This window comes from Massilia agrisoli, assembly GCF_020831365.1.
GTDB classification, from domain to species: domain Bacteria; phylum Pseudomonadota; class Gammaproteobacteria; order Burkholderiales; family Burkholderiaceae_D; genus Telluria_A; species Telluria_A agrisoli.
Window position 1 is genome coordinate 238,504 of sequence record NZ_JAJHPV010000014.1, and the last position, 18,243, is coordinate 256,746.

Here is an 18,243-nt window from a genome sequence, read left to right on the forward strand (position 1 = left end):
GCGCAAGGCTCAGGAGGCCGGCAGGGCGGTTTCGTCTGGGCCGGCAACTGGCCGGACGCGCAGCAGGACCGCGGTGAGGTTATCGCTGTGCAAATCCGGCGGCGGGTTTGCGCGCATCTCATCGAACAGGGCGGCGCAGGCCAACTCGGCACTTTGCTCAGCAGAAAGCAGCGCAGGCCAACGGGCGACCCAGGCTAGGGCGCTGGCGCAGGACCAGAATCCGTCGGTGGCCAGGAGGTAGTCGGCGCCCGGTTCGAGCTCGATGGCGCGGCGGTCGGGAAGGTGGCGCAGGAAGTCCGGCAAGTCGCGCGGGGCAAGCGGGAACAGCGGGTCTTCCAGCCGTACCGGATTGGCAAACGCATTGCCAAGAATAAATGCTTGCGAGATCTGCGATCGGTGTTCACCGTGCACCTGCTGCCACCATTCCGGTTCTCCGATCAGCCCGGCCATCGCAAACGCGGTGGCCGGCACATGATCGACGGTCAGCGGTTCCACCTTGCCGTGGACTACCTTGTACAGCCGCGAGTCGCCGACGTGGAACAGAAGGGCAGGGCCACCGGCAGGCAATTCAAGCAGGGTGAGGGTAGTGCCGGGGCGCCGCTCAAACTCGGTATCGTCGCCGAATGCGGCTTGCAAGCGGGTATGCAAGGCCTCCAGCCGGGCGGATAGTTCCTCCGGCGTGGCGCAGGCGGGCATCGCCAGCATGCCGGCCACTGCCGCTTCCGCGGCTTCGCGTCCATGGCCGTGGCCGCCCATGCCATCGAGTACCGCGAGGCGCAAATGGCCCTGGGGCCAGCCGGCCACCTTGGCCGCCGCAAGCTGCTGCTTGTCGAGGAAGGCCGCATTGCCGTTGACGTCGATGAGCAGGAAGTTGTCCTGGTTCTCGGTGCGCGGCCGCGCGCCTTCGCCGATGCTGCTTTGCGCAGCCACGTCGAAGCGGGGGCCGAAGTCGGGGCTGCCTGGCGCTGTGGTCATATCGACAGCTTAGCCCAATTGGGTCAGATCGGGTGGTCGTGTTTGCGGGTTGCCAGCGCAATGGCGTTGATCACCATGCATACGCCGGCGATGGCGAAGGCCACCTTGACGCCGGCGCCATCGGCCACGCGGCCCCATACCAGGCTGCCAAGCGCGTAGCCGCCGGCCATCACAAACAGGTAGATCGACAAGGTGCGCGCCCGCAGGCTGTGGGGGAAGGATGACTGGGCCGCGGCATTCATCGTCGAGACGATGGCCGACCATGCCATGCCGCCGCAGACGATCAACGGCACCAACAGCCAGAGCGAGGTAATCAAGGGCATCAGCATCAGCATCAATCCATACACCAGCAGTGCGCCGGACAGCAGCGTGGTTTTATCGAAGCGCACGCGCAGGCTTGGAAGCAGGAAGGCGGCCAGCACGGCGCCCGCACCAAGGCTGCCCATCAAGGTGCCGAAGGTGCTCGAATCAAGCCGCAGCACGTCGCGCACGAACAGCGGCAGCAAGGCCGCAAACGCGATACTGGCAAAGAAGACAGTGCAGACGTTGACCAGGATGCGGCGGTAGCGCCCGCAGCCGAACGCCGTCGACAGCCCTGTCTTCATGCTGTGGCTGAAGCCGTGGCGCGCGGCGGTGTTGGGAAGCCGCTCCTGCCACCATGCCCAGTACACGCCGAGCAGGCCGACAAACGAGATCGCGTTGACGAGGAACAGGGCGCCCGCGCCGATCCAGTTGAACAGGATGCCGCCCAGTGCAGGCCCGACGATCGAGGCGACGCTGTAACTCAGGTTATTGAGCGTGGCGGCCGCCTCCAGTTCGTCGGGTTCGACCAGCCCGGAGACCGAGGCTTGCCATGCTGGCCACACAAAGGCCGAACCGGTGGCGAGGGCGAAGGTCAGCGCAAGTACAGGCGGTGCGGAGGCGTTGCCGGTCATGACCAGCACGGCCATCGCGCAGGCGCACAGCGCCATGTACAGGTTACAGAAGAACAGGAACTTGGGACGGTCGACCGCATCGGCGATCACGCCGGCGAACAGCGCGAACAAAAAAATGGGGACATAGGTCGCGGTCTGGACCAGGGTTGTGACCGTGGCCGATTTCGACATCGAGGCGATCAGCCATGCCGAGGCAAAGGTCTGGGTCCAGGTGCCGAGGTTGGAACCGAGGTTGGCCATCCAGAGGCGCCGGTAGCGCGGGTGCCGCAGCGGTTTTGACAAGGGCACGCGCGTGCGCGCGCTCTGTGCAGGCAGCGGTGAGGACAGGCTCGATTTCGGCATCCGGCTAGTCTACGGACGACTCCGTATACCGTCAACACATGCACACGGCAGTGTGCAGGTATGGTATTTTCGCTCATGCCAGCATGGCAAAAACATTGGGACAAATGGAATGCGTTTGCGTGACATGAACGACGCCGATATCGGCGCGGTTGCGCGCCTGCTTGAAGCGCTGGCGCGTCAATACTTCCTGGGCGCCTGCTCGCCCGAGCAGGCTTCGACCTTCGTACGGGACAACGACGCTGCCGCGCTGCGCAGGCTCGTAGGCGAAGGCTACGTTTACCATGTGGCGGAAGTGGATGGCCAGCTTGCCGGTTTTATCGGCGTGCGCGAACGGCGCCACGTCTACCACCTGTTCGTGGCGGCGCAGTTCCACCGCCGCGGTATCGGCCGCGCGCTGTGGGAACACGCACGATTGGCGGCGATGGCCGCCGGGGCCGAAGGTGTATTCACTGTCAACGCCTCGAACTATGCAGTGCCGATGTACGAAAGCCTGAAATTCGTACGTGCGGCGCCGATGCAATGCAAGAATGGCCTGGAGTTCAACCCGATGGTGTTCGGGCAGTCAGCGGCGTCCCTCGTCAGCGCGGCGTAGCCACAGGCTGCTGGCCCAGCCGGTCAGCTGCGAACCGTTGACCTTGACCCTTACTTGCCACCAGTCGCCGTCGCGCATCCCTGTCGCGGCGACGACGGCGCCAGCCGGCACCACCGCCAGCCGCTTCGCGCTTGTCCCGGTGCCATCGCGCAGGTTCAATGCCCGGAACACCTGGTACTGGCTTGCGGGCGGCTCATACGCGGCCACCGCCTGCGGGTTCGCGGCTTGCAAGGCGCCAGCCAGCAGCGCCCCGAAGCCCCAGGTACCGGCCACCAGCAGCGTCGCCGCGCGTGCATTCGGCCGGCGCCACCAGTGCGCCGGCGTCAGCGCCGACGCCAGCACCAGCGTAAGCAGCAGTCCGATGGCATACGCTGCGACCGTGAGCGCGGTATCCATGGCTCAGGCGTCGAAGCGCAGCACGTAGTGTCCGGCCACGAGGTGGTGCCCGGCCGGCAGCAGGTAGGGCTTGTCCGCGCTTGCCTCGCCGATGGCGGCGACGAAGTGCATCTCCTCGTCGAGGTGGTACAGCGCCTGGGTTGCGCTTAACCTGCCGATTTTGTAGCCGCCGCCGGCCGCCTCGAAGCTGAAGGCGGTGCGCGACAGGCCGATGCGGTCTGCGCTGGCGACATCGATGCCGTCGGCGCGGTGCAGGAAGCGCGCCGAGTCGAGGACGCGCAGGCTGGCCAGCATCGGCGCGCCGCGGCCGAATACAAACCGGACGCCGCTGGCGACCGGCACGCTCAGGGGCGCTGCCAGGCGCACCGTGGCGCAGTAGCGGTCGGCCATCTCGGGCGGGGCGGCGTGCAGTGCAATCGGGGCCGCGTCCACCGGCGTGAAACTCGCTGGTATGCCAATGCGCTGGCGCCCGGCTGCGGTGACGGCGTGCAGTTCGTCGGCGTCGTCGACCGCGAACCGGATCACCGAGTCGTTCTCGCTGGCGGTGACCCCCAGTGCGGCGTCAAAGCCTACTTCCAGTGTGCGCGCCCCGGTTTCGCGGTAGCGGCTCAGGCGCGGCAAAGCCAGGGCGGCCAGGCTGACGCGCTGCTGCGCAACGGGGGCATAGGTGGCGTCGCTTTCTGGCGGGCGAACGCTGGCGGACACGGTTTCGTCGCCGGCGCGCGCCTTCCATACTGCCGCCGCCTTGGCCGGTTTGGCCTCCATGGGCGCGACTGTCGCGGGAGCGCCCACGCGGGTCACCTTCAGGAACAGGCGCGCATTGGCCGCCTTGATCACGTAATAACCGCTGAGCGGGTCGAAGCTGCAGTCCAGCGCATCCTTCGGGCGCACCTGCACTTCGACCGGCGCATCCGGCCCGTCGTTGATCAACAGGATCGCGCCGGCCGGCCCGAACGGCCAGCCCGGCACCGCGTGGCTCGCACTGGCGCCATCGAGGCCGACCAGCGCCAGGCGCTGGTCCGGATAGATGGGGCATACCGGCTTCCAGATCGCGCTGTCGGTCGATGCGCTCACCGAGTAGAGGATTTTTTCATCCGGCGCCGGCAGGTAGACGGCATGGCCGAAGCGCACCGCGACCTGGCCGGGCTCCAGGGAGCCAGCCCCTACCACGTCGTAGCGCACCTGGTCGTCGCCCAGCAGGTCGCCGAAATCCTTCTGGTGGAGGGCGGCGAGCGATTGCGCGAGGTCGCGCACGCGCGCGCCGCGCGTCAGGTGGCGGTCGTCGTCGACTTCGTCTTGCGGGAGCGCCAGCGTCACATGCGAAAAGCAGCGCGTTGCGGCGCGGCCGCGATGCTCGCGCGGCGAACGCTCAAGCAGGTCGCGCAGCAGCGGCCTGCGCGAGAACAGGGCAAGGCCAGGAGCCTGCCAGATCGCTTCGGCGTTGAACACATCGTTCACCTTGCCGAGCACTTCATGTTGGACATAGACCGGCATCTCGACTCTCCTCCAAAGATTGTGTACTGATCGCACCGAATATAAGCAGGGGGCAGATGAAAAACAGCAGGTGGCTTCCACCGGCCGAGAGGAAGCTCATGGGCTGGCCCATCACGGGGAAGATCGCCAGGTTGGTTCCCCAAGAAAGAATGAAGTGGCCGAGGACGAAGGCGGCGCCGCCGCACAGCGCAAAGCAGCGGAAGCGGCCAAGCCAGGCCTGGCGGAAATCGCGCGTGGCGCTTGCGGCCACGTGCGCACGGGCGGCCGTGTGCAGCAGCCCGATGACAAACAGCGCCTGCAAGGCCCACAGCGCCAGGCCGGCGGCAAGGCCGTGGCGGTTGAGGAAAAACGACGGCGCGAAATCATCCTGCACGGCCGGCACCTGCAGGGCGCTTGAACCGGGCAGGCCGAGCTTGGCGATTCCCAGTACGCTGTCGCTGCCGAGCCAGGCGCCTTCGGCGATGGCGCGCGCGCCAAGCAGCAGCTGCTGGCCAGTGTGCGGATGGGTGGCAGGGTCCAGCCATACCATGAAGCGGTCCGCATAGAATCCCAGGTCGGCAAGCTGTTGCGGTCCCGCGCCGCGCATCAGGGCAATGGCGCCCGCAATGGCCAGCATGGCGCAGGAGAGCGCCGCGGCGCAGGCTGGGCGGCGCGTGGCCAGCGCCCATGCGAAGGTCATTGCGACAGCCCAGACTCCAAGCAGGATAAGCGGCGAGTAATCGTCCACCTGCACCAGCGCGAACCCGGTCAGCGCGAGGAACAGTAGCACGGGCGCGCCAAGCCTGAACCAGCGCCGCGGCAGGCTGGCATCGGCCGGCCCCGCGTGCCAGCCCAGGCCAATGGCGAGGCAGTGCGCGGTCAGCACCGTCAGCGCCAGTTTGGCAAATTCAACTGGCTGGACGTCGAATACGCCGGTCTCGTCGCCAAAGACCACCTGCAGTACAAGGGCTACAAGCGCGCCGGCGGCAAGCACTGCGAAGCAGTATTCAATGCTTGCCTGCGGCGCGAGCGTGGCCCGCGCCCGCAGGCGCAGTCGGATGAATGTTCCGGCGCCCAGCCCGATTGCCAGCAGCGCGGCGGTTTTCTGGAAGTGCCGCAGCATGGACGATTCCATCGCGGCGAGTCCGAGTTCGAGCTGGGCAAGCAGGCCCACGCCGACCAGCATTAGGCCCGCCAAGGTGGCGATGCCGGGGCGGCCGGGCGACAGCAGGCAGGACCACAGCGCCGCGCATCCGAGCACCGCCGATACGCCAGCCCCCGGCGGCTGGCCGCTACGCAGCATCAGCAGGCAGGCCACGCCGCACAGTGCAACCATCAGGTTGGCTCCTGCGGCCACGCGGGTGTGCGTGCTGACGCCGCGAACAAACGGCCAGCTTCCGCTGGCGAATGCGACTGCGGCGGCGATCAACAGGAGCACCGCGGCGCTGGCCAGGGCACGCGGCGCGGGCAGCGGCCAGAGTTGGCGCTGGCGCCATTCCCACTGCACGCCCGCAGGCAGGAGCACGCGCGGCTCGGTGTACATCCCGATATGGCGTTGCGGTTCGAGCAGCAGTCGCGCGCCATCGGCGCTTAGCGTCAAGCGCGTGCGGCCGGCCACGATGGCGTCTACACCAGCGAGGGACACCTCCTGTTGGCCCAGGTCGATGGCGGCGCCGCCGTCGTCGAGCATCAGCGGCACCCGCTGGCCATCAGCGGTTCCGGCCACGACCTGCAAGGCGCCATCGACGCGCTGGATCAGCGCGCTGGCGGGCGCGACGTATGCAGCCCCGAGCCTGTTATCGCAATGGAGGTTGCCGCCAAAGGACAGCGGGCGTGCAAACGCCAGCGCGCGCGGCGCCACACGGTTCCACAGCGCGCTTGCCGGGAGCGGCCCCGGGCACGATGGCTGTACATGTCCGTCGCGCAGCAGTACGGCGCCGTCGTAACGCCACGTGCTGCCCGCACCCGTGAAGCTTAGCTCGCGCGCGCTGGCGGAGGTGATGGTGAACTGGTCCCGGCCGATCCGCAGGCGCTGGCCAGCTGCCGGCCTGGCGGTTCCCGTGCGCGATTTGTGTGCGCCGCGTTCGAGCGTTAACGGCTTGCCGGCGCTGGTGTTCCGGACCCACCAGACGCCATCGGCGCCGCGGCGAATGCGAATGTGTTCGGGATCGGCCAGCGGGGCTGCCAGCTCGCGTTGGCCAAGGGTGGCTGTGGCGCCGGGCGCTAAAGTGACGGCAATGCTCGCCGGCGACCACAAGGCCGGAGCGCGCAGCAGGCCAAGCAGCTGCAGCAGGCACAGGATGGCGAGCACTGGGATGGCGATAGCCCCTTTCATGGCGCCGCCCGATGGCGGATCGCCGTAATCATGCGGGTGACCTGCATTGCGTGGGAAGGGCGTTCGCTGCGGTCGGCCGCCAGCAAGGCGCGCAACAGCGCAAGCGACGCGGTAGCGCCGGTCGTGCGTGCGCCTGCTGCGCGCTGGCGGATGCGGCGCACGAACAACGCGGCCTCGTCGTCGTTCAATGTCAAAGGCTGCTTGCCCCGGTTTGCGGCCAGCAGGTGCTGCGCGGCGCGCGACTGGTGATCACGCCAGGCCTGCCCGCAGTCGCGGCAAAAGCGCAGCGGCAGGCCGTCGCTGACAAGGTAGTAGAACATCGCACCCAGCGCGAAGTAGTCGCTGCGCCAGTCGGAGTCGTAGGTGCTATTTGAAGAGGGGAAGAACTGCTCGGGCGCCTGCCAGTTGGCGGTGCCCGCGTAGCCGGGGCAAGGCAGGCCGGCGCGCGCGCGGCTGGTGCCGAAGTCCGCGAGCTTGACGTTCTCGCGCGATGCGCCAAGCAGCACATTGCCGGGCTTGAGGTCGAGGTACTTCCACCCGTATTGGTGAACCTTGGCGAGCGCCTGGTTGATCTGCTCCATCCAGCCGAGGATGGCCGCGAGGCTGGTTCGCCGTCCGGCGGTGCGCTCGCTGGCAAGGTGGCGTCCGAGGTCGGTGTCCATCAGCTCGAGCGCCATCACGGGCAGGCCGTCGTGGTCGCCGCTGTCGAGCAGGCGCACGATGTGGCGCTCGTCCCATGGACGCAGCGAGCGGAGGAATGTGATTTCGGTTTTGGCGCTGGCTATCCAGCGGTCGCGATGGGCGGGCAGGGCGCGCGCCATTTGCGGACGGTTGACCAGCTTGAGGGCGACATCAAGGCATGGCCCGGCTGCCTGCCAGACCACGCCATAGCTCGACCCGGCGAGCTGTTTGCGCAGGCGGTAGGCGCCTGCGCCGAGCGGTACGACTTGTCCTGCTTCGAGCATGGCTCCCCCTGCGGCAGCACGTAACGGCACATGCCGTCAGCGCTGCCTAGCGGGGGGAGGGGGAAAGCCGATGCTTAACGGTAGCCGTAGCCGTAGCCACTGTCATAGCCGCGGTCATGGTAGCGGCCGTGGCCACGGCGGTGATGATGGCCGCGGCGTCCGTGACGCTTCTCGACATAGACCACGGTCGGTTGTGCGTAATAGCGCGGCGCTGGTTCGTAGTACATGCGGCGCGGCTCGTGGTAGACGCGTTCCTGGACATAGACCGGCGCCGGCGCATAGCGGCGGTCATCGTAATAGCGGCCGTCATTGTAATAGCCTGCCTGGTATGAATTGCTGCGCGAACTGGCCGCGTTGCCGACTGCAGCGCCGATCACGCCGCCTACCAGTGCGCCGTTACGGCTGCCGGTCGAGTGGCCGATCGCAGCGCCGACCACGGCGCCGAGGGCTGTATTGACGCCGCGGTCGCTGGCCATCGCGTTCGACGAGAAGGCCGTGGCAGCAACCATGGCGGCACCGATAAGTTTTTTGTTCATGGTAGTAAACATGGCGGTTCCTTCTGCCACAACTGGATCGGAATGATCTCAAACAGCGCCGGGCATGAAGCTACTATATCGACCGCAAAAATACGCGCTATTGTTAATACAGAATTTTACAAATGGCAGCACCCGGAAACAACAGGCTGGTGCCCTTGCAGGACGGCGGTGGCCGCCCCATTTGAAGTAGGTTGTCCTCATTTACCGGATTGTCCAATGCCCCCAAGCCGCGTCATTTTCATGGTGGTCGCCCTGTCGGCGCTGCTGCACCTTTACGTGGGCATGCGCCTGCTGCCGGCGGTCGAGCCGGAAGGCGTGTGGCTGGCCGCCGTGTATGGCCTGCTGGCGGTGTCGGCGCTGCTGGTGCCTGCGGGCCTGCTGGCTTCCGGGTTTCGGCGCCTTGGCTGGTCGGACCAGCTGTCGTGGGCGGGCATGCTTGCCATGGGCATGTTCTCGTCGCTGCTGGTGCTCACCGTCCTGCGCGACGTGACGCTGTTGATCCTGGCGCTGATTGGCGGGGCCGGCGAGACCTTTGACCGTGGCAGCGCGATTGCCGTTCCGCTGTTAGCGCTGGCGGCGACCCTGGCTGGCTTTTTCAACGCGCGCCGCCTGGCGCGGGTGGTCGAGGTGGACGTGCCGATTCCCGGGCTGCCCAAGTCGCTGCACGGCTATTCGATCGCGCAGATATCCGATGTCCACATCGGGCCAACCATCAAGCGCAGCTATCTCGAAGCGATCGTTGCGCGGGTCAATGGCCTCAAGCCCGATGCGATCGCGATCACGGGCGACCTGGTCGATGGCAGCGTCCAGCGCCTGGCTGCGCATACCGCGCCGCTGGCAAGCCTGTCTGCGCCCGATGGCGCCTTTTTCGTCACGGGCAACCATGAATATTATTCAGGCGCGAGCGAATGGATCGCGGAGCTGCGCCGCCTCGGCCTGACGGTTTTGATCAATGAACACGTCGTGCGCGAACGCGGCGGCGATGGCGTGATGATCGCCGGCGTCACCGACTACACCGCCCACCACTTCGACCCCTCGCACCGCAGCGACCCGCGCGCCGCGGCTGCGCATGCGCCATCGAACGTCAAGGCGCGCTTGCTGCTGGCGCACCAGCCGCGCAGCGCCGAGGCGGCCGCCGCCGCGGGCTTCGACCTGCAGCTGTCCGGCCACACCCACGGCGGCCAGTTCTACCCATGGAACCTGTTCGTGCCGCTGCAGCAGCCCTTTACCGCGGGCCTGAACCAGGCCGGCGCGATGTGGGTCTACACCAGCCGCGGCACCGGGTACTGGGGACCGCCAAAGCGTTTCGGCGCGCCGTCCGAAATTACGCTGCTGCGCCTTGTCGCCGCCTGACGCTTTTTATCAACGTTAGCGTAAAGACAGCAATTTTCATCTGGATGCGCTATTGTTTTGGGTCTTGACCACACCGATCCAAAGGATACGCCGCATGACACGCAAGCCACTGCTGTTGACCGTAATCGCCAGTTCCATTTTTGCAGCAAGCGCGTTCGCAGCCGCGCCGGGTAACGACCCGGCGGCGCTGGTGAAGATCCGCGACACCGCGCTGGCAAGCGACTGGGCCTATGAGCGCCTGGCCGACATGACGGACCTGATCGGCCCGCGCCTGTCCGGCTCCGCCGGCGAGGCTGCGGCGGTCAGGCAGGTAGCTGACACGATGCGCAAGCTTGGCGCGACAGTGACGCTGGAGCCAGTCAAGGTACCGCACTGGGTGCGCGGCGTCGAAACCGGTGAGCTGGTCGAATACAAGGGGCGTCCAGATGGCGTCAGCCAGCGCGTGGTGCTGACGGCGCTGGGCGGTTCGGGCGCAACGCCTGCAAGCGGCTTGAATGCCCAGGTCATCGTGGTACGCAATTTCGACGAGCTGAAGGCGCGCGCGGCCGAGGTCAAGGGCCGCATCGTGCTGTTCGACGTGCCGTTCGACCAGTTCATGGCCGACCGCGGCCTGGCCGGGCCGGCATACGGCCAGGGTTCCAACTACCGCAGCAACGGGCCGCGCATGGCCGCGCAGTTGGGCGCGGTGGCGGCTCTGGTGCGTTCCGTAGGCGGCGCCAATTACCGCATCGCCCATACCGGCGCCACGCGCCTCGATGACAACGCGCGCATTCCGGCCGCCGCCGTTTCGGTGGAGGACGCCATGCTGATGTCGCGCCTGGCGGCGCGCGGTCCGCTGACGATGCGCCTGACCCTGACGCCGCAAACCAAGCCCGACGCCGACAGCTTCAACGTGATCGCCGACTTCCCGGGCACCGACAAGCCTGGCGAAATCGTGATCGTCTCCGGCCACCTTGACTCGTGGGACCTTGGCACCGGCGCGCATGACGACGCGGCCGGCGTGGTTGGCGCGATGGCGGTGGTCGATACGCTCAAGAAGCTGAACTTGCGCCCGCGCCGAACGATCCGGGTGATCGCATGGGCTAACGAAGAAAACGGCACGCGCGGCGCACGCGCCTACCTGGAGTCGAACAAGGCGAAGGTCGAAACTCACTTCGCCGCCATCGAAAGCGACAATGGCGCCGGACGCCCGTTCGGCATGCGCATGAGCGTCGGGCCGCAGGCGGTCAAGCTGTTCGCGCCTTTGCAGGCGGTGCTGCAGCCGATCGGGGCGGGCACCTTCCGCCGCGAAGATGTACTGGGCACGGGCGACCTGTCGGGACTGGAGAAGGCTGGCGTGCCAAGCTTTGCGCCGCTGCTCGACACGTCCACCTACTTCCACTATCACCATACGGCGGCGGACACTTTCGACAAGGTGGACAAGGAAGACCTGCGCCGGCATGTGGCGCTGATGGCGTCGACCACGTGGTTCCTCGCAAACATGGAGGAGCCGATCGGACGCTGGAGTGAACTGCGGTAGGGAATGAAAGGGCAGGCCGGCAGGCCTGCCCCAGTGATGACGACTACAGGTTCAGGCGCGGCAGGAAGCCGCCTGGAATGATGCCGAACACTGCCAGGACGACCATGATCAGCAGGATGATGAACAGCACGCGGACGATGCCGGCGATTGGCGACGGCAAGGGCAGCAGGCTGACCAGCCACCAGATCAGTCCGAGGATGACCAGGTAGACGATGAGGTTGATGATGATATCCATATTATTTTCCTTTTTTGTTCTACAGCGATATGTGTCAAAAAGACAAATCCAGAATAGCGCGAGTCTGGCTGTCCGACTGTACGGTGGAGCACATAGCAGCCCAGCGGGCGCCGGACCGATCCGGTACGATGACGATTGTTAACAAATTTCTCAACAAGGAGACGCCATGATGCAAGCTGGCCGCAGGACCCTGATGTGTGTAGCCGCCGCGTGCGCGGCGCTGGCGAGCGCTGGTGCGCTGGCCCAACTGGCGCCAAGCGACGCACCGCCGGCCGTAAAGGGATGGCGCGCCGTCACCGTGGCCGAGGGCGTCAACCAGCCCTGGGGCATGGCGTGGCTGCCAAATGGCAAACTGCTGGTGACCAGCAAAAAGGGAACTTTGCACATCCTGAACGGATCGCGCTTCGACCCGGTGCCAATGGAAGGCTTGCCGGAGGTGTTCACCGGCGGGCAGGGCGGCCTGCTCGACATTGCGCTGCATCCGGCCGACAAGACCAATCCCCGCGTCTACATGACCTTGTCGACCGGCACCAGCGAGGCAAACCGCACGACCCTGGTGCAGGGCGTCTTCGACGGCAAACGGGTGCATTCGATCAAGAAGATTTTCCAGGTACAGCCCGACAAGAGCGGCGGCCAGCACTTCGGTTCGCGCCTGCTGTGGCTGGCGGACGGCACGCTGTTGATGAGTATTGGCGACGGCGGCAACCCGCCGCAGCGCATCGGTTCGATGCTGGCGCGCGAGCAGGCGCAGAACCTGGCCAGCCACCAGGGCGCGATCCTGCGCCTGACCGACCAGGGCAAGGCCGCCGCGGGTAACCCGCTGGCGGCCAAACCGGGTGCGCTGCCGGAAATCTGGAGCTACGGCCACCGCAACATCCAGGCGATGGCGCGCGACGCGGCCGGACGGGTGTGGGCGACGGAGCATGGCCCGCGCGGCGGGGACGAGCTCAACCTGATCGAAGGCGGAGGCAATTACGGCTGGCCGCTGCAAAGCTACGGCGCCGACTACCGCACCGCCGAGCCTGTCGGCGTCAAGGCCGTGCCGGGCATGACGGGGCCGAAGGTGGCGTGGGTGCCATCGCCGGCGCCGTCGGGGCTGGCGTATTACACCGGCAAACATTTCCCGCAATGGCGCGGCAGCCTGTTCAGTGGCGGGCTGGCGGCGCTGGACGTGCGCCGCGTTGCGATCGACAAGGATGGCAATGTGACGGCGCAGGAAAGGCTGGAGATCGGCAAGCGGGTGCGCGACGTGAAGCAGGGGCCGGATGGCTACCTGTACCTGCTGACCGACGCGGCCGACGGCCAGCTGTTGCGGATCGAGCCGGCCCGGTAAGCGCCGTTACCGGCATCGCTTGTAATCACTCCACCGGCACGCGCCGCACCGCGCGCGCGTGCCCCCTGAACGCCCGGCCGTAGACGGTCTGGATTCCACTCGCAAAATTCTGCCCCCACACCAGGTGCGGGTGGCCAGCCTGCGGCTCGCGCGACCAGTACCACTCGCGCTCGAACTGTTCCTTTACGTTGGCGAACAGCAGCGACAACTCCCTGCGCGACGGTAACGCTCCACCCAATTCCCTGGCCCAGCCTGTCGCTGCGGCCCAGCCTGCTTGCACCACTTCGCCGTTCATCAGGACCAGGTGGTAGTCGGGTTCGCCTTCCTTTCCCAGTATTAATCCCGCGTAGTGCTCGCCCTCCCCAAGCGTGCTGCGAATGTCTCTGGTGTCGCTCATGAATGGGGTCTCCGGGTTTGGTGGGCCTAGCAATCAGACAATTGCGCGCCTGACTAGTTGCATCTTGCTGTTCATTTTCCGCCTGGAATGAGTTTGTGATTCTTTGATACTGCCCAGAAATTTTTCCTAAAAAACGTTGAACTAAGGCAGTTTCCACCGCTCAAAGTTACTCATTTCTTTTTTAAGGTAGGAACCATTTGATGATCAAGCTCACCACTATCGCCTCGGACCTCCGTATCAATGCATTGCTGTGCAGCAGCGCTGCTGTTTTGCTCGCTGCCACCGCTTCCGTCGTCGTTCCCGCCACTGCGGCTGCTGCGACGCCCGACGCATTCGATGTCCGTGGCTACAACGGTGAAGCGGCAGGCGATGTCTCCGCAACCGAAGCTGAAGTGGCGCCGGCGTCCACCACGCTGAGCCGCCGTGGTGCGCGCAGCGCCCCGGTGACCGTCGCTCCGGCCCCGGCCCCATCCGCGCCGGTCAGCGTTACCCCGGCCACAAGCTACAACTACTACGTTTCCCCCAACGGCAATGACAGCGCCGCCGGCACCAAGGCGGCACCGTTCCGCACGCTCGCCCGCGCAGTCAAGGCAGTGCGCCCGAACAGCACGGTGTGGGTTGCGCCAGGTACCTATTCGGGTGGCTTCCGCAACACCGTGTCGGGCACCTCGGGCGGCCGCATCTACTTTGTATCGACCACCAAGTGGGGCGCAAAGATTGTGCCGCCAGCAAATTCGAGCGGCGACGTGGCCTTCGACAACCGCGGCAGCTACGTGGACATCATCGGCTTCCAGGTTGACGGCAGCAATTCGCAGTCGGGCACCAAATGGCGCTACGGCATCTACAACGGCGGCTCCTACGACTCGATCCGTGAAAACTATGTCCACCACATCGCCAAGAACATTCCCTGCACCAGCGGCGGCGGCTCGGCCATTGGCGCCGACAGCTACTACAAGGGCGTGAAGGCGGAAATCATTTCCAACGTCGTGCATGACATCGGCCCAGCCGGCTGCCACTTCGTCCAGGGGATCTACATGAGCACCTCGGGCGTCATCAAGAACAACGTGGCTTACCGTGTTGCCGAAGCCGCCATCCACCTGTGGCACGACGCCCGCGACGTGATCATCACCAACAACACCGTGACCTCGTCGGGTACCGGCATCATCGTCGGCGGCGGCGACTTCTACTTCACCACCGGCGGCGCGAACAACGTCCACGTGTACAGCAACATTGTGTACGACAACAAGTACGGCATTTCGGAGCAGGGCAGGACCGGCACCAGCAACACCTACCGCAACAACCTGGTGTACCAAAACACCTACCCGTGGACGCTGAAAAACGGCCTTAAGCACTACAACACCATTGCCGCCGTGCCCGGTTTCACCGCGTACAGCCGCACCGGCACGCAGAACCTGAAGATCACCCCGGGCTCGGCAGCGGTGGGCCGCGGCACCTCGACCTACGCGCATCCGACCGACATCGTCGGCCGTCCGCGGAACAGCAGCACCGGCTTCGACATCGGCGCTTACCAGCACTAACTAAAAAAACCAGCCATCGACGGCGGCGTCGGAGGGGACCGCTGCCGTTTTCGCGCGGTGCGCATCGACCATGCGCACTGCACACCCCCTTGCCCGGTTTATCTCTTTGATACTGCGAATAAATTTTTTTGGAAAAACGTTGAACTAAGGCAGTTTCCACACATCAAAGCTTACTCAATTCTTCTTTAAGGCAGGAACGTTTTAATGACCACTCGCACCACACTCGCAACCCAGATCCGTCGCAAAGCATTGCTGGCAGGCGGCGCTGTCGCCCTGCTGGCCGCCTCAGGCCTCGCGCAGGCAGCCACCCCGGTCACGACCTACAACCTGTACGTTTCGCCGACCGGCAGCGACAGCGCATCGGGCAGCAAGGCATACCCGTTCCGCACCATCGCCCGCGCGATCAAGTCGCTGCGCCCAAGCACCACGGTGTGGGTTGCGCCCGGTACGTATTCGGGTGGTTTCCGCAACACCGTGTCGGGTACCGCGAGCGCCCGCATCTACTTCGTATCGACCACCAAGTGGGGCGCGAAGATCGTGCCGCCAACCACCTCGCCTAACGATGTGGCATGGGACAACCGCGGCAGCTACGTGGACATCATCGGCTTCCAGGTCGACGGCTCGGGCTACAAGTACGGCACCAAATGGCGCTACGGTATCTACAACGGCGGTTCCTACGATTCGATCCGTGAAAACTATGTCCACCACATCGCCAAGAACATCGCCTGCACCAGCGGCGGCGGCTCGGCCATCGGCGCGGACAGCTACTACAAGGGCGTGAAGGCGGAAATCATTTCCAACGTCGTGCATGACATCGGCCCGGCCGGCTGCCACTTCGTCCAGGGTATCTACATGAGCACCTCGGGCGTCATCAAGAACAACGCCGTGTACCGCGTTGCCGAAGCGGCGATCCACCTGTGGCACGATGCCCGTGATGTGATCATCACCAACAACACCGTGACCTCGTCGGGTACCGGCATCATCGTCGGCGGCGGCGATTTCTACTTCACCACCGGCGGCGCGAACTACGTCCACGTGTATAACAATATCGTGTACGACAACAAGTACGGCATCTCGGAGCAGGGCCGCACCGGCACCAGCAACACCTACCGCAACAACCTGGTCTACAAGAACACCTACCCGTGGACCCTGAAGAACGGCCTGCGCCACTACAACACCGTGGCCGCTGCGCCAGGCTTTACGTACTACAGCCGCACCGGTACGCAGAACCTGAAGATCACCTCGAGCTCGCCGGCGGTCGGCCGCGGCACGTCGACCTACGCGCACCCGACCGATATCGTCGGCCGCCCGCGTAACAGCACCACCGGTTTCGACATCGGCGCATACCAGCACTAAGCATCGCTTCGCGATGATGGAAAAAGCAGCCCTTCGGGGCTGCTTTTTTTATTTGAAAACATCGCCAAAGATAATAATTTATTTCCGCCAGTTTTCCATCCGTAAGCTTCGCAAATATGTTCCGCGGTCAATCGACTATTTGTGCTGTATTAAGGTTCCAATTTTCTCGTATCGATTATTTGACCTCACATAAAGGTTGATGCTTGACGTGATTATGCGCGTGGTTTACGCGCTGCTAAATATGTAATCTTAATTCGGACTCAGCTGTTTTATCCAGCGCCGGAACTCCTCCGGGATCAGCCGAAAGAGAGATACATCATGAAGCCCTTGTTGCATGCATCCGCCATCGTATTAATTTCCTTTCTTAGCCACCAGGCCGCCGCCGCAGTATTTTTCGCAGCCCATCAGGATGATGTCACCTTGTTTATGGGCCAAAACGCCTACCGCGACATCCGGGGTGGGCATGCGACGGTCATCGTCATTGTCAGCGCTGGCGATGCGGGCAACGCGGAGCTGCCGAACGCGCGCGGTATTACTGGCAATTTCGACCATAACCAGCAGGGAAAACCCTATTACCGCGTGCGCCACGATGCGCATAACGCGGCGCTGGGCTATTGGGTCAGCGCCTGGGCGCCCCCACCACCCCTTAAAACCGCAGAGCGGTTCAGCGCAGAGATTCCTGCCGTCGAGAAGGTTTTGATTGGCAACGTCACCGTGTATAACCTGAATCTTGCAGATGGCAAGCTATCGCAATTCCTGCCCGGCGGACCATATTCCAGCTTTCAAGACATTACCGGCCGCAATACATATACGGCTGCCAGCCTAAAAGAAACACTGAGGCAAATTATTACGCGAAATAATGCTGGAAGAAAAACAGTGCTGGTTAATCTTCCGGAGCACGACCCGGGTTTTTCCGAAATGGGCTATAACGAACAACTCATGCCCGACGAAAACGGCAATTTGCTGAAACGGGCGCGCATGGACCTGGTCCACACGGATCACCCCGACCATACGGCAGTGGGGAAATTCGTCATTGCCGCCATTAACGAACAGCCCGCCACACGTTGCGTGTACCGAGCGGTCTATATGGGCTACGCCATCCAGAATTTGCCGCAAGTGATGACCCCGTTCGAGAAATATAACCAGGAGATTGCCGTCTTCCACCGGATGAATGGGGTGCTTATCCATCAAGGCAATGTGATCCGGCAGTACGCGTCAAGCTGGCCGCTGGCGGGAAATGACGATGGATTCCATCGCAGTTTTCTTGGCAAGCAAAAGTGGCGGGACGGCGGGGGCGGCGGGACCTGTGCGTTTTAAGCGCGCAGCGGGTTCGAGCGCCGGCCATGTTCTTTTTCGCGCAAGTTGCGTTACGCTAGCGCGGTATCGAGCACCACCATCCGCACGAACCTCGCTGCCAGGGGCGAGGACGCGACCTTGTAGCAGGTCACGTGCAGCGTCGCGCCGGCAAGCGCAGCGACCGCTTCGATACTCGCGGGTCGCGGACTGCTGAGACGGATTAGGACTTCGAGGGGCAATTATGATACCCTCGAGCCTTAACGGAAATGTTGCGATGCAAAAAATATTAATTCTGAATGTAGACGACAACCTCAGTGCGCGCTATGCGAAAACGCGGGTGCTCCAGAATGCCGGTTTTCGCGTGGAGGAGGCTGACGACGGCAGCGCAGCACTTACACTGGTTGAGCAACTGATGCCATCCCTGGTGCTGCTGGATGTCAAGCTCCCCGACATCAGCGGACACGAGGTGTGCCGCCGCATCAAGGCAAATCCCCTGACCGGCCACGTGCTGGTACTGCAGATTTCCGCAGCCCTGATCAGCGATGACGACTCGGCGCGCGGCATGGAAAGCGGGGCGGACTTTTACCTGGCAGCGCCGTTCGAGCCCAGGGACCTGGTGAGCAAGGTGCGCGCCCTGTTGCACACGCATTGAACGTTGGCGACCCCG

Annotated in this window: 17 protein-coding genes; 8 read left to right on the plus strand and 9 right to left on the minus strand. The window is 64.5% G+C overall.

The features are described from left to right. Positions 1-9 precede the first annotated feature (9 nt). Both LMJ30_RS15380 and LMJ30_RS15385 read right to left on the minus strand, forming a co-directional pair. A complete protein-coding gene (locus LMJ30_RS15380; RefSeq protein WP_229433217.1) occupies positions 10-975 on the minus strand; it encodes a PP2C family protein-serine/threonine phosphatase in 966 nt (321 codons plus the stop codon). A 23-nt stretch (positions 976-998) separates the two neighbouring features. After that, on the minus strand, positions 999-2,252 hold the full coding sequence (locus LMJ30_RS15385; protein ID WP_229433218.1) for an MFS transporter: 1,254 nt from the start codon (positions 2,250-2,252) through the stop codon (positions 999-1,001). Between the two features lie 109 nt (positions 2,253-2,361). Here LMJ30_RS15385 and LMJ30_RS15390 point away from each other — a divergent pair, with 109 nt between their 5' ends. Next, positions 2,362-2,844 carry a GNAT family N-acetyltransferase gene (locus tag LMJ30_RS15390; protein ID WP_229433219.1) on the plus strand — a complete coding sequence of 161 codons (483 nt, stop codon included), beginning with the start codon at positions 2,362-2,364 and terminating at the stop codon, positions 2,842-2,844. On the opposite strand, the gene LMJ30_RS15395 is transcribed toward LMJ30_RS15390, so the two are convergent. The 5 genes from LMJ30_RS15395 to LMJ30_RS15415 all read right to left on the minus strand — a co-directional run bounded on the left by LMJ30_RS15395 (position 2,815) and on the right by LMJ30_RS15415 (position 8,561). Next, positions 2,815-3,240, minus strand: coding sequence for an SH3 domain-containing protein (locus LMJ30_RS15395; RefSeq protein WP_229433220.1), 426 nt, complete (start codon positions 3,238-3,240; stop codon positions 2,815-2,817). The two genes, LMJ30_RS15390 and LMJ30_RS15395, sit on opposite strands and share 30 nt — an antisense overlap. Positions 3,241-3,243: 3 nt before the next feature. Continuing rightward, positions 3,244-4,734, minus strand: coding sequence for a hypothetical protein (locus tag LMJ30_RS15400; RefSeq protein ID WP_229433221.1), 1,491 nt, complete (start codon positions 4,732-4,734; stop codon positions 3,244-3,246). Beyond that, positions 4,712-7,048, minus strand: coding sequence for an FtsW/RodA/SpoVE family cell cycle protein (locus tag LMJ30_RS15405; RefSeq protein WP_229433222.1), 2,337 nt, complete (start codon positions 7,046-7,048; stop codon positions 4,712-4,714). The genes LMJ30_RS15400 and LMJ30_RS15405 overlap by 23 nt, the downstream gene beginning before the upstream one ends. Further along, positions 7,045-8,013, minus strand: a complete 969-nt coding sequence (locus LMJ30_RS15410; protein ID WP_229433223.1) for a protein kinase domain-containing protein — start codon at positions 8,011-8,013, stop codon at positions 7,045-7,047. Before LMJ30_RS15410 ends, LMJ30_RS15405 begins: the two co-directional genes overlap by 4 nt. Positions 8,014-8,087: 74 nt before the next feature. Beyond that, a complete protein-coding gene (locus LMJ30_RS15415; protein WP_229433224.1) occupies positions 8,088-8,561 on the minus strand; it encodes a YMGG-like glycine zipper-containing protein in 474 nt (157 codons plus the stop codon). Positions 8,562-8,765: 204 nt separating this feature from the next. Here LMJ30_RS15415 and LMJ30_RS15420 point away from each other — a divergent pair, with 204 nt between their 5' ends. Together LMJ30_RS15420 and LMJ30_RS15425 are read left to right on the plus strand one after the other, a co-directional pair. Then, entirely contained in the window at positions 8,766-9,902 is a 1,137-nt protein-coding gene (locus LMJ30_RS15420) for a metallophosphoesterase (RefSeq protein ID WP_229433225.1), read from the plus strand. A 94-nt stretch (positions 9,903-9,996) separates the two neighbouring features. Next, on the plus strand, positions 9,997-11,421 hold the full coding sequence (locus tag LMJ30_RS15425; protein WP_229433226.1) for a M20/M25/M40 family metallo-hydrolase: 1,425 nt from the start codon (positions 9,997-9,999) through the stop codon (positions 11,419-11,421). A gap of 43 nt (positions 11,422-11,464) precedes the next feature. On the opposite strand, the gene LMJ30_RS15430 is transcribed toward LMJ30_RS15425, so the two are convergent. Next, positions 11,465-11,656, minus strand: a complete 192-nt coding sequence (locus tag LMJ30_RS15430) for a Thivi_2564 family membrane protein (RefSeq protein WP_229433227.1) — start codon at positions 11,654-11,656, stop codon at positions 11,465-11,467. 166 nt (positions 11,657-11,822) lie between these two features. Between LMJ30_RS15430 and LMJ30_RS15435 the strand changes: the two genes are divergently transcribed. Continuing rightward, the gene (locus LMJ30_RS15435; RefSeq protein ID WP_229433228.1) at positions 11,823-12,989 is read left to right on the plus strand and encodes a PQQ-dependent sugar dehydrogenase; all 1,167 of its coding nucleotides are present in this window, start codon (positions 11,823-11,825) and stop codon (positions 12,987-12,989) included. A gap of 25 nt (positions 12,990-13,014) precedes the next feature. Here the strand turns inward: LMJ30_RS15435 and LMJ30_RS15440 are convergent, their stop codons facing one another. Then, positions 13,015-13,386 carry an Lcl C-terminal domain-containing protein gene (locus tag LMJ30_RS15440; RefSeq protein ID WP_229433229.1) on the minus strand — a complete coding sequence of 124 codons (372 nt, stop codon included), beginning with the start codon at positions 13,384-13,386 and terminating at the stop codon, positions 13,015-13,017. 200 nt (positions 13,387-13,586) lie between these two features. Between LMJ30_RS15440 and LMJ30_RS15445 the strand changes: the two genes are divergently transcribed. From LMJ30_RS15445 to LMJ30_RS15460, 4 genes are all read left to right on the plus strand, one after another. After that, positions 13,587-14,924: a DUF1565 domain-containing protein gene (locus tag LMJ30_RS15445; protein ID WP_229433230.1), complete on the plus strand. Its 1,338-nt coding sequence runs from the start codon at positions 13,587-13,589 to the stop codon at positions 14,922-14,924. Positions 14,925-15,128: 204 nt separating this feature from the next. Further along, on the plus strand, positions 15,129-16,280 hold the full coding sequence (locus tag LMJ30_RS15450; RefSeq protein ID WP_229433231.1) for a DUF1565 domain-containing protein: 1,152 nt from the start codon (positions 15,129-15,131) through the stop codon (positions 16,278-16,280). A 318-nt stretch (positions 16,281-16,598) separates the two neighbouring features. Beyond that, positions 16,599-17,597 carry a PIG-L family deacetylase gene (locus tag LMJ30_RS15455; RefSeq protein WP_229433232.1) on the plus strand — a complete coding sequence of 333 codons (999 nt, stop codon included), beginning with the start codon at positions 16,599-16,601 and terminating at the stop codon, positions 17,595-17,597. A 253-nt stretch (positions 17,598-17,850) separates the two neighbouring features. After that, complete coding sequence (locus LMJ30_RS15460) at positions 17,851-18,228, plus strand: response regulator transcription factor (protein ID WP_307729348.1); 378 nt, start codon at positions 17,851-17,853, stop codon at positions 18,226-18,228. Positions 18,229-18,243 lie beyond the last annotated feature (15 nt).

Coding starts and splice junctions, on each gene's coding strand:
- LMJ30_RS15445 (WP_229433230.1), top strand. CDS start 13,587: ATGATCAAGCTCACCACTATCGCCTCGGACCTCCGTATCAATGCATTG.
- LMJ30_RS15430 (WP_229433227.1), bottom strand. CDS start 11,656: ATGGATATCATCATCAACCTCATCGTCTACCTGGTCATCCTCGGACTG.
- LMJ30_RS15435 (WP_229433228.1), top strand. CDS start 11,823: ATGATGCAAGCTGGCCGCAGGACCCTGATGTGTGTAGCCGCCGCGTGC.
- LMJ30_RS15380 (WP_229433217.1), bottom strand. CDS start 975: ATGACCACAGCGCCAGGCAGCCCCGACTTCGGCCCCCGCTTCGACGTG.
- LMJ30_RS15415 (WP_229433224.1), bottom strand. CDS start 8,561: ATGTTTACTACCATGAACAAAAAACTTATCGGTGCCGCCATGGTTGCT.
- LMJ30_RS15440 (WP_229433229.1), bottom strand. CDS start 13,386: ATGAGCGACACCAGAGACATTCGCAGCACGCTTGGGGAGGGCGAGCAC.
- LMJ30_RS15395 (WP_229433220.1), bottom strand. CDS start 3,240: ATGGATACCGCGCTCACGGTCGCAGCGTATGCCATCGGACTGCTGCTT.
- LMJ30_RS15460 (WP_307729348.1), top strand. CDS start 17,851: ATGCAAAAAATATTAATTCTGAATGTAGACGACAACCTCAGTGCGCGC.
- LMJ30_RS15390 (WP_229433219.1), top strand. CDS start 2,362: ATGCGTTTGCGTGACATGAACGACGCCGATATCGGCGCGGTTGCGCGC.
- LMJ30_RS15410 (WP_229433223.1), bottom strand. CDS start 8,013: ATGCTCGAAGCAGGACAAGTCGTACCGCTCGGCGCAGGCGCCTACCGC.
- LMJ30_RS15400 (WP_229433221.1), bottom strand. CDS start 4,734: ATGCCGGTCTATGTCCAACATGAAGTGCTCGGCAAGGTGAACGATGTG.
- LMJ30_RS15455 (WP_229433232.1), top strand. CDS start 16,599: ATGAAGCCCTTGTTGCATGCATCCGCCATCGTATTAATTTCCTTTCTT.
- LMJ30_RS15420 (WP_229433225.1), top strand. CDS start 8,766: ATGCCCCCAAGCCGCGTCATTTTCATGGTGGTCGCCCTGTCGGCGCTG.
- LMJ30_RS15450 (WP_229433231.1), top strand. CDS start 15,129: ATGACCACTCGCACCACACTCGCAACCCAGATCCGTCGCAAAGCATTG.
- LMJ30_RS15405 (WP_229433222.1), bottom strand. CDS start 7,048: ATGAAAGGGGCTATCGCCATCCCAGTGCTCGCCATCCTGTGCCTGCTG.
- LMJ30_RS15385 (WP_229433218.1), bottom strand. CDS start 2,252: ATGCCGAAATCGAGCCTGTCCTCACCGCTGCCTGCACAGAGCGCGCGC.
- LMJ30_RS15425 (WP_229433226.1), top strand. CDS start 9,997: ATGACACGCAAGCCACTGCTGTTGACCGTAATCGCCAGTTCCATTTTT.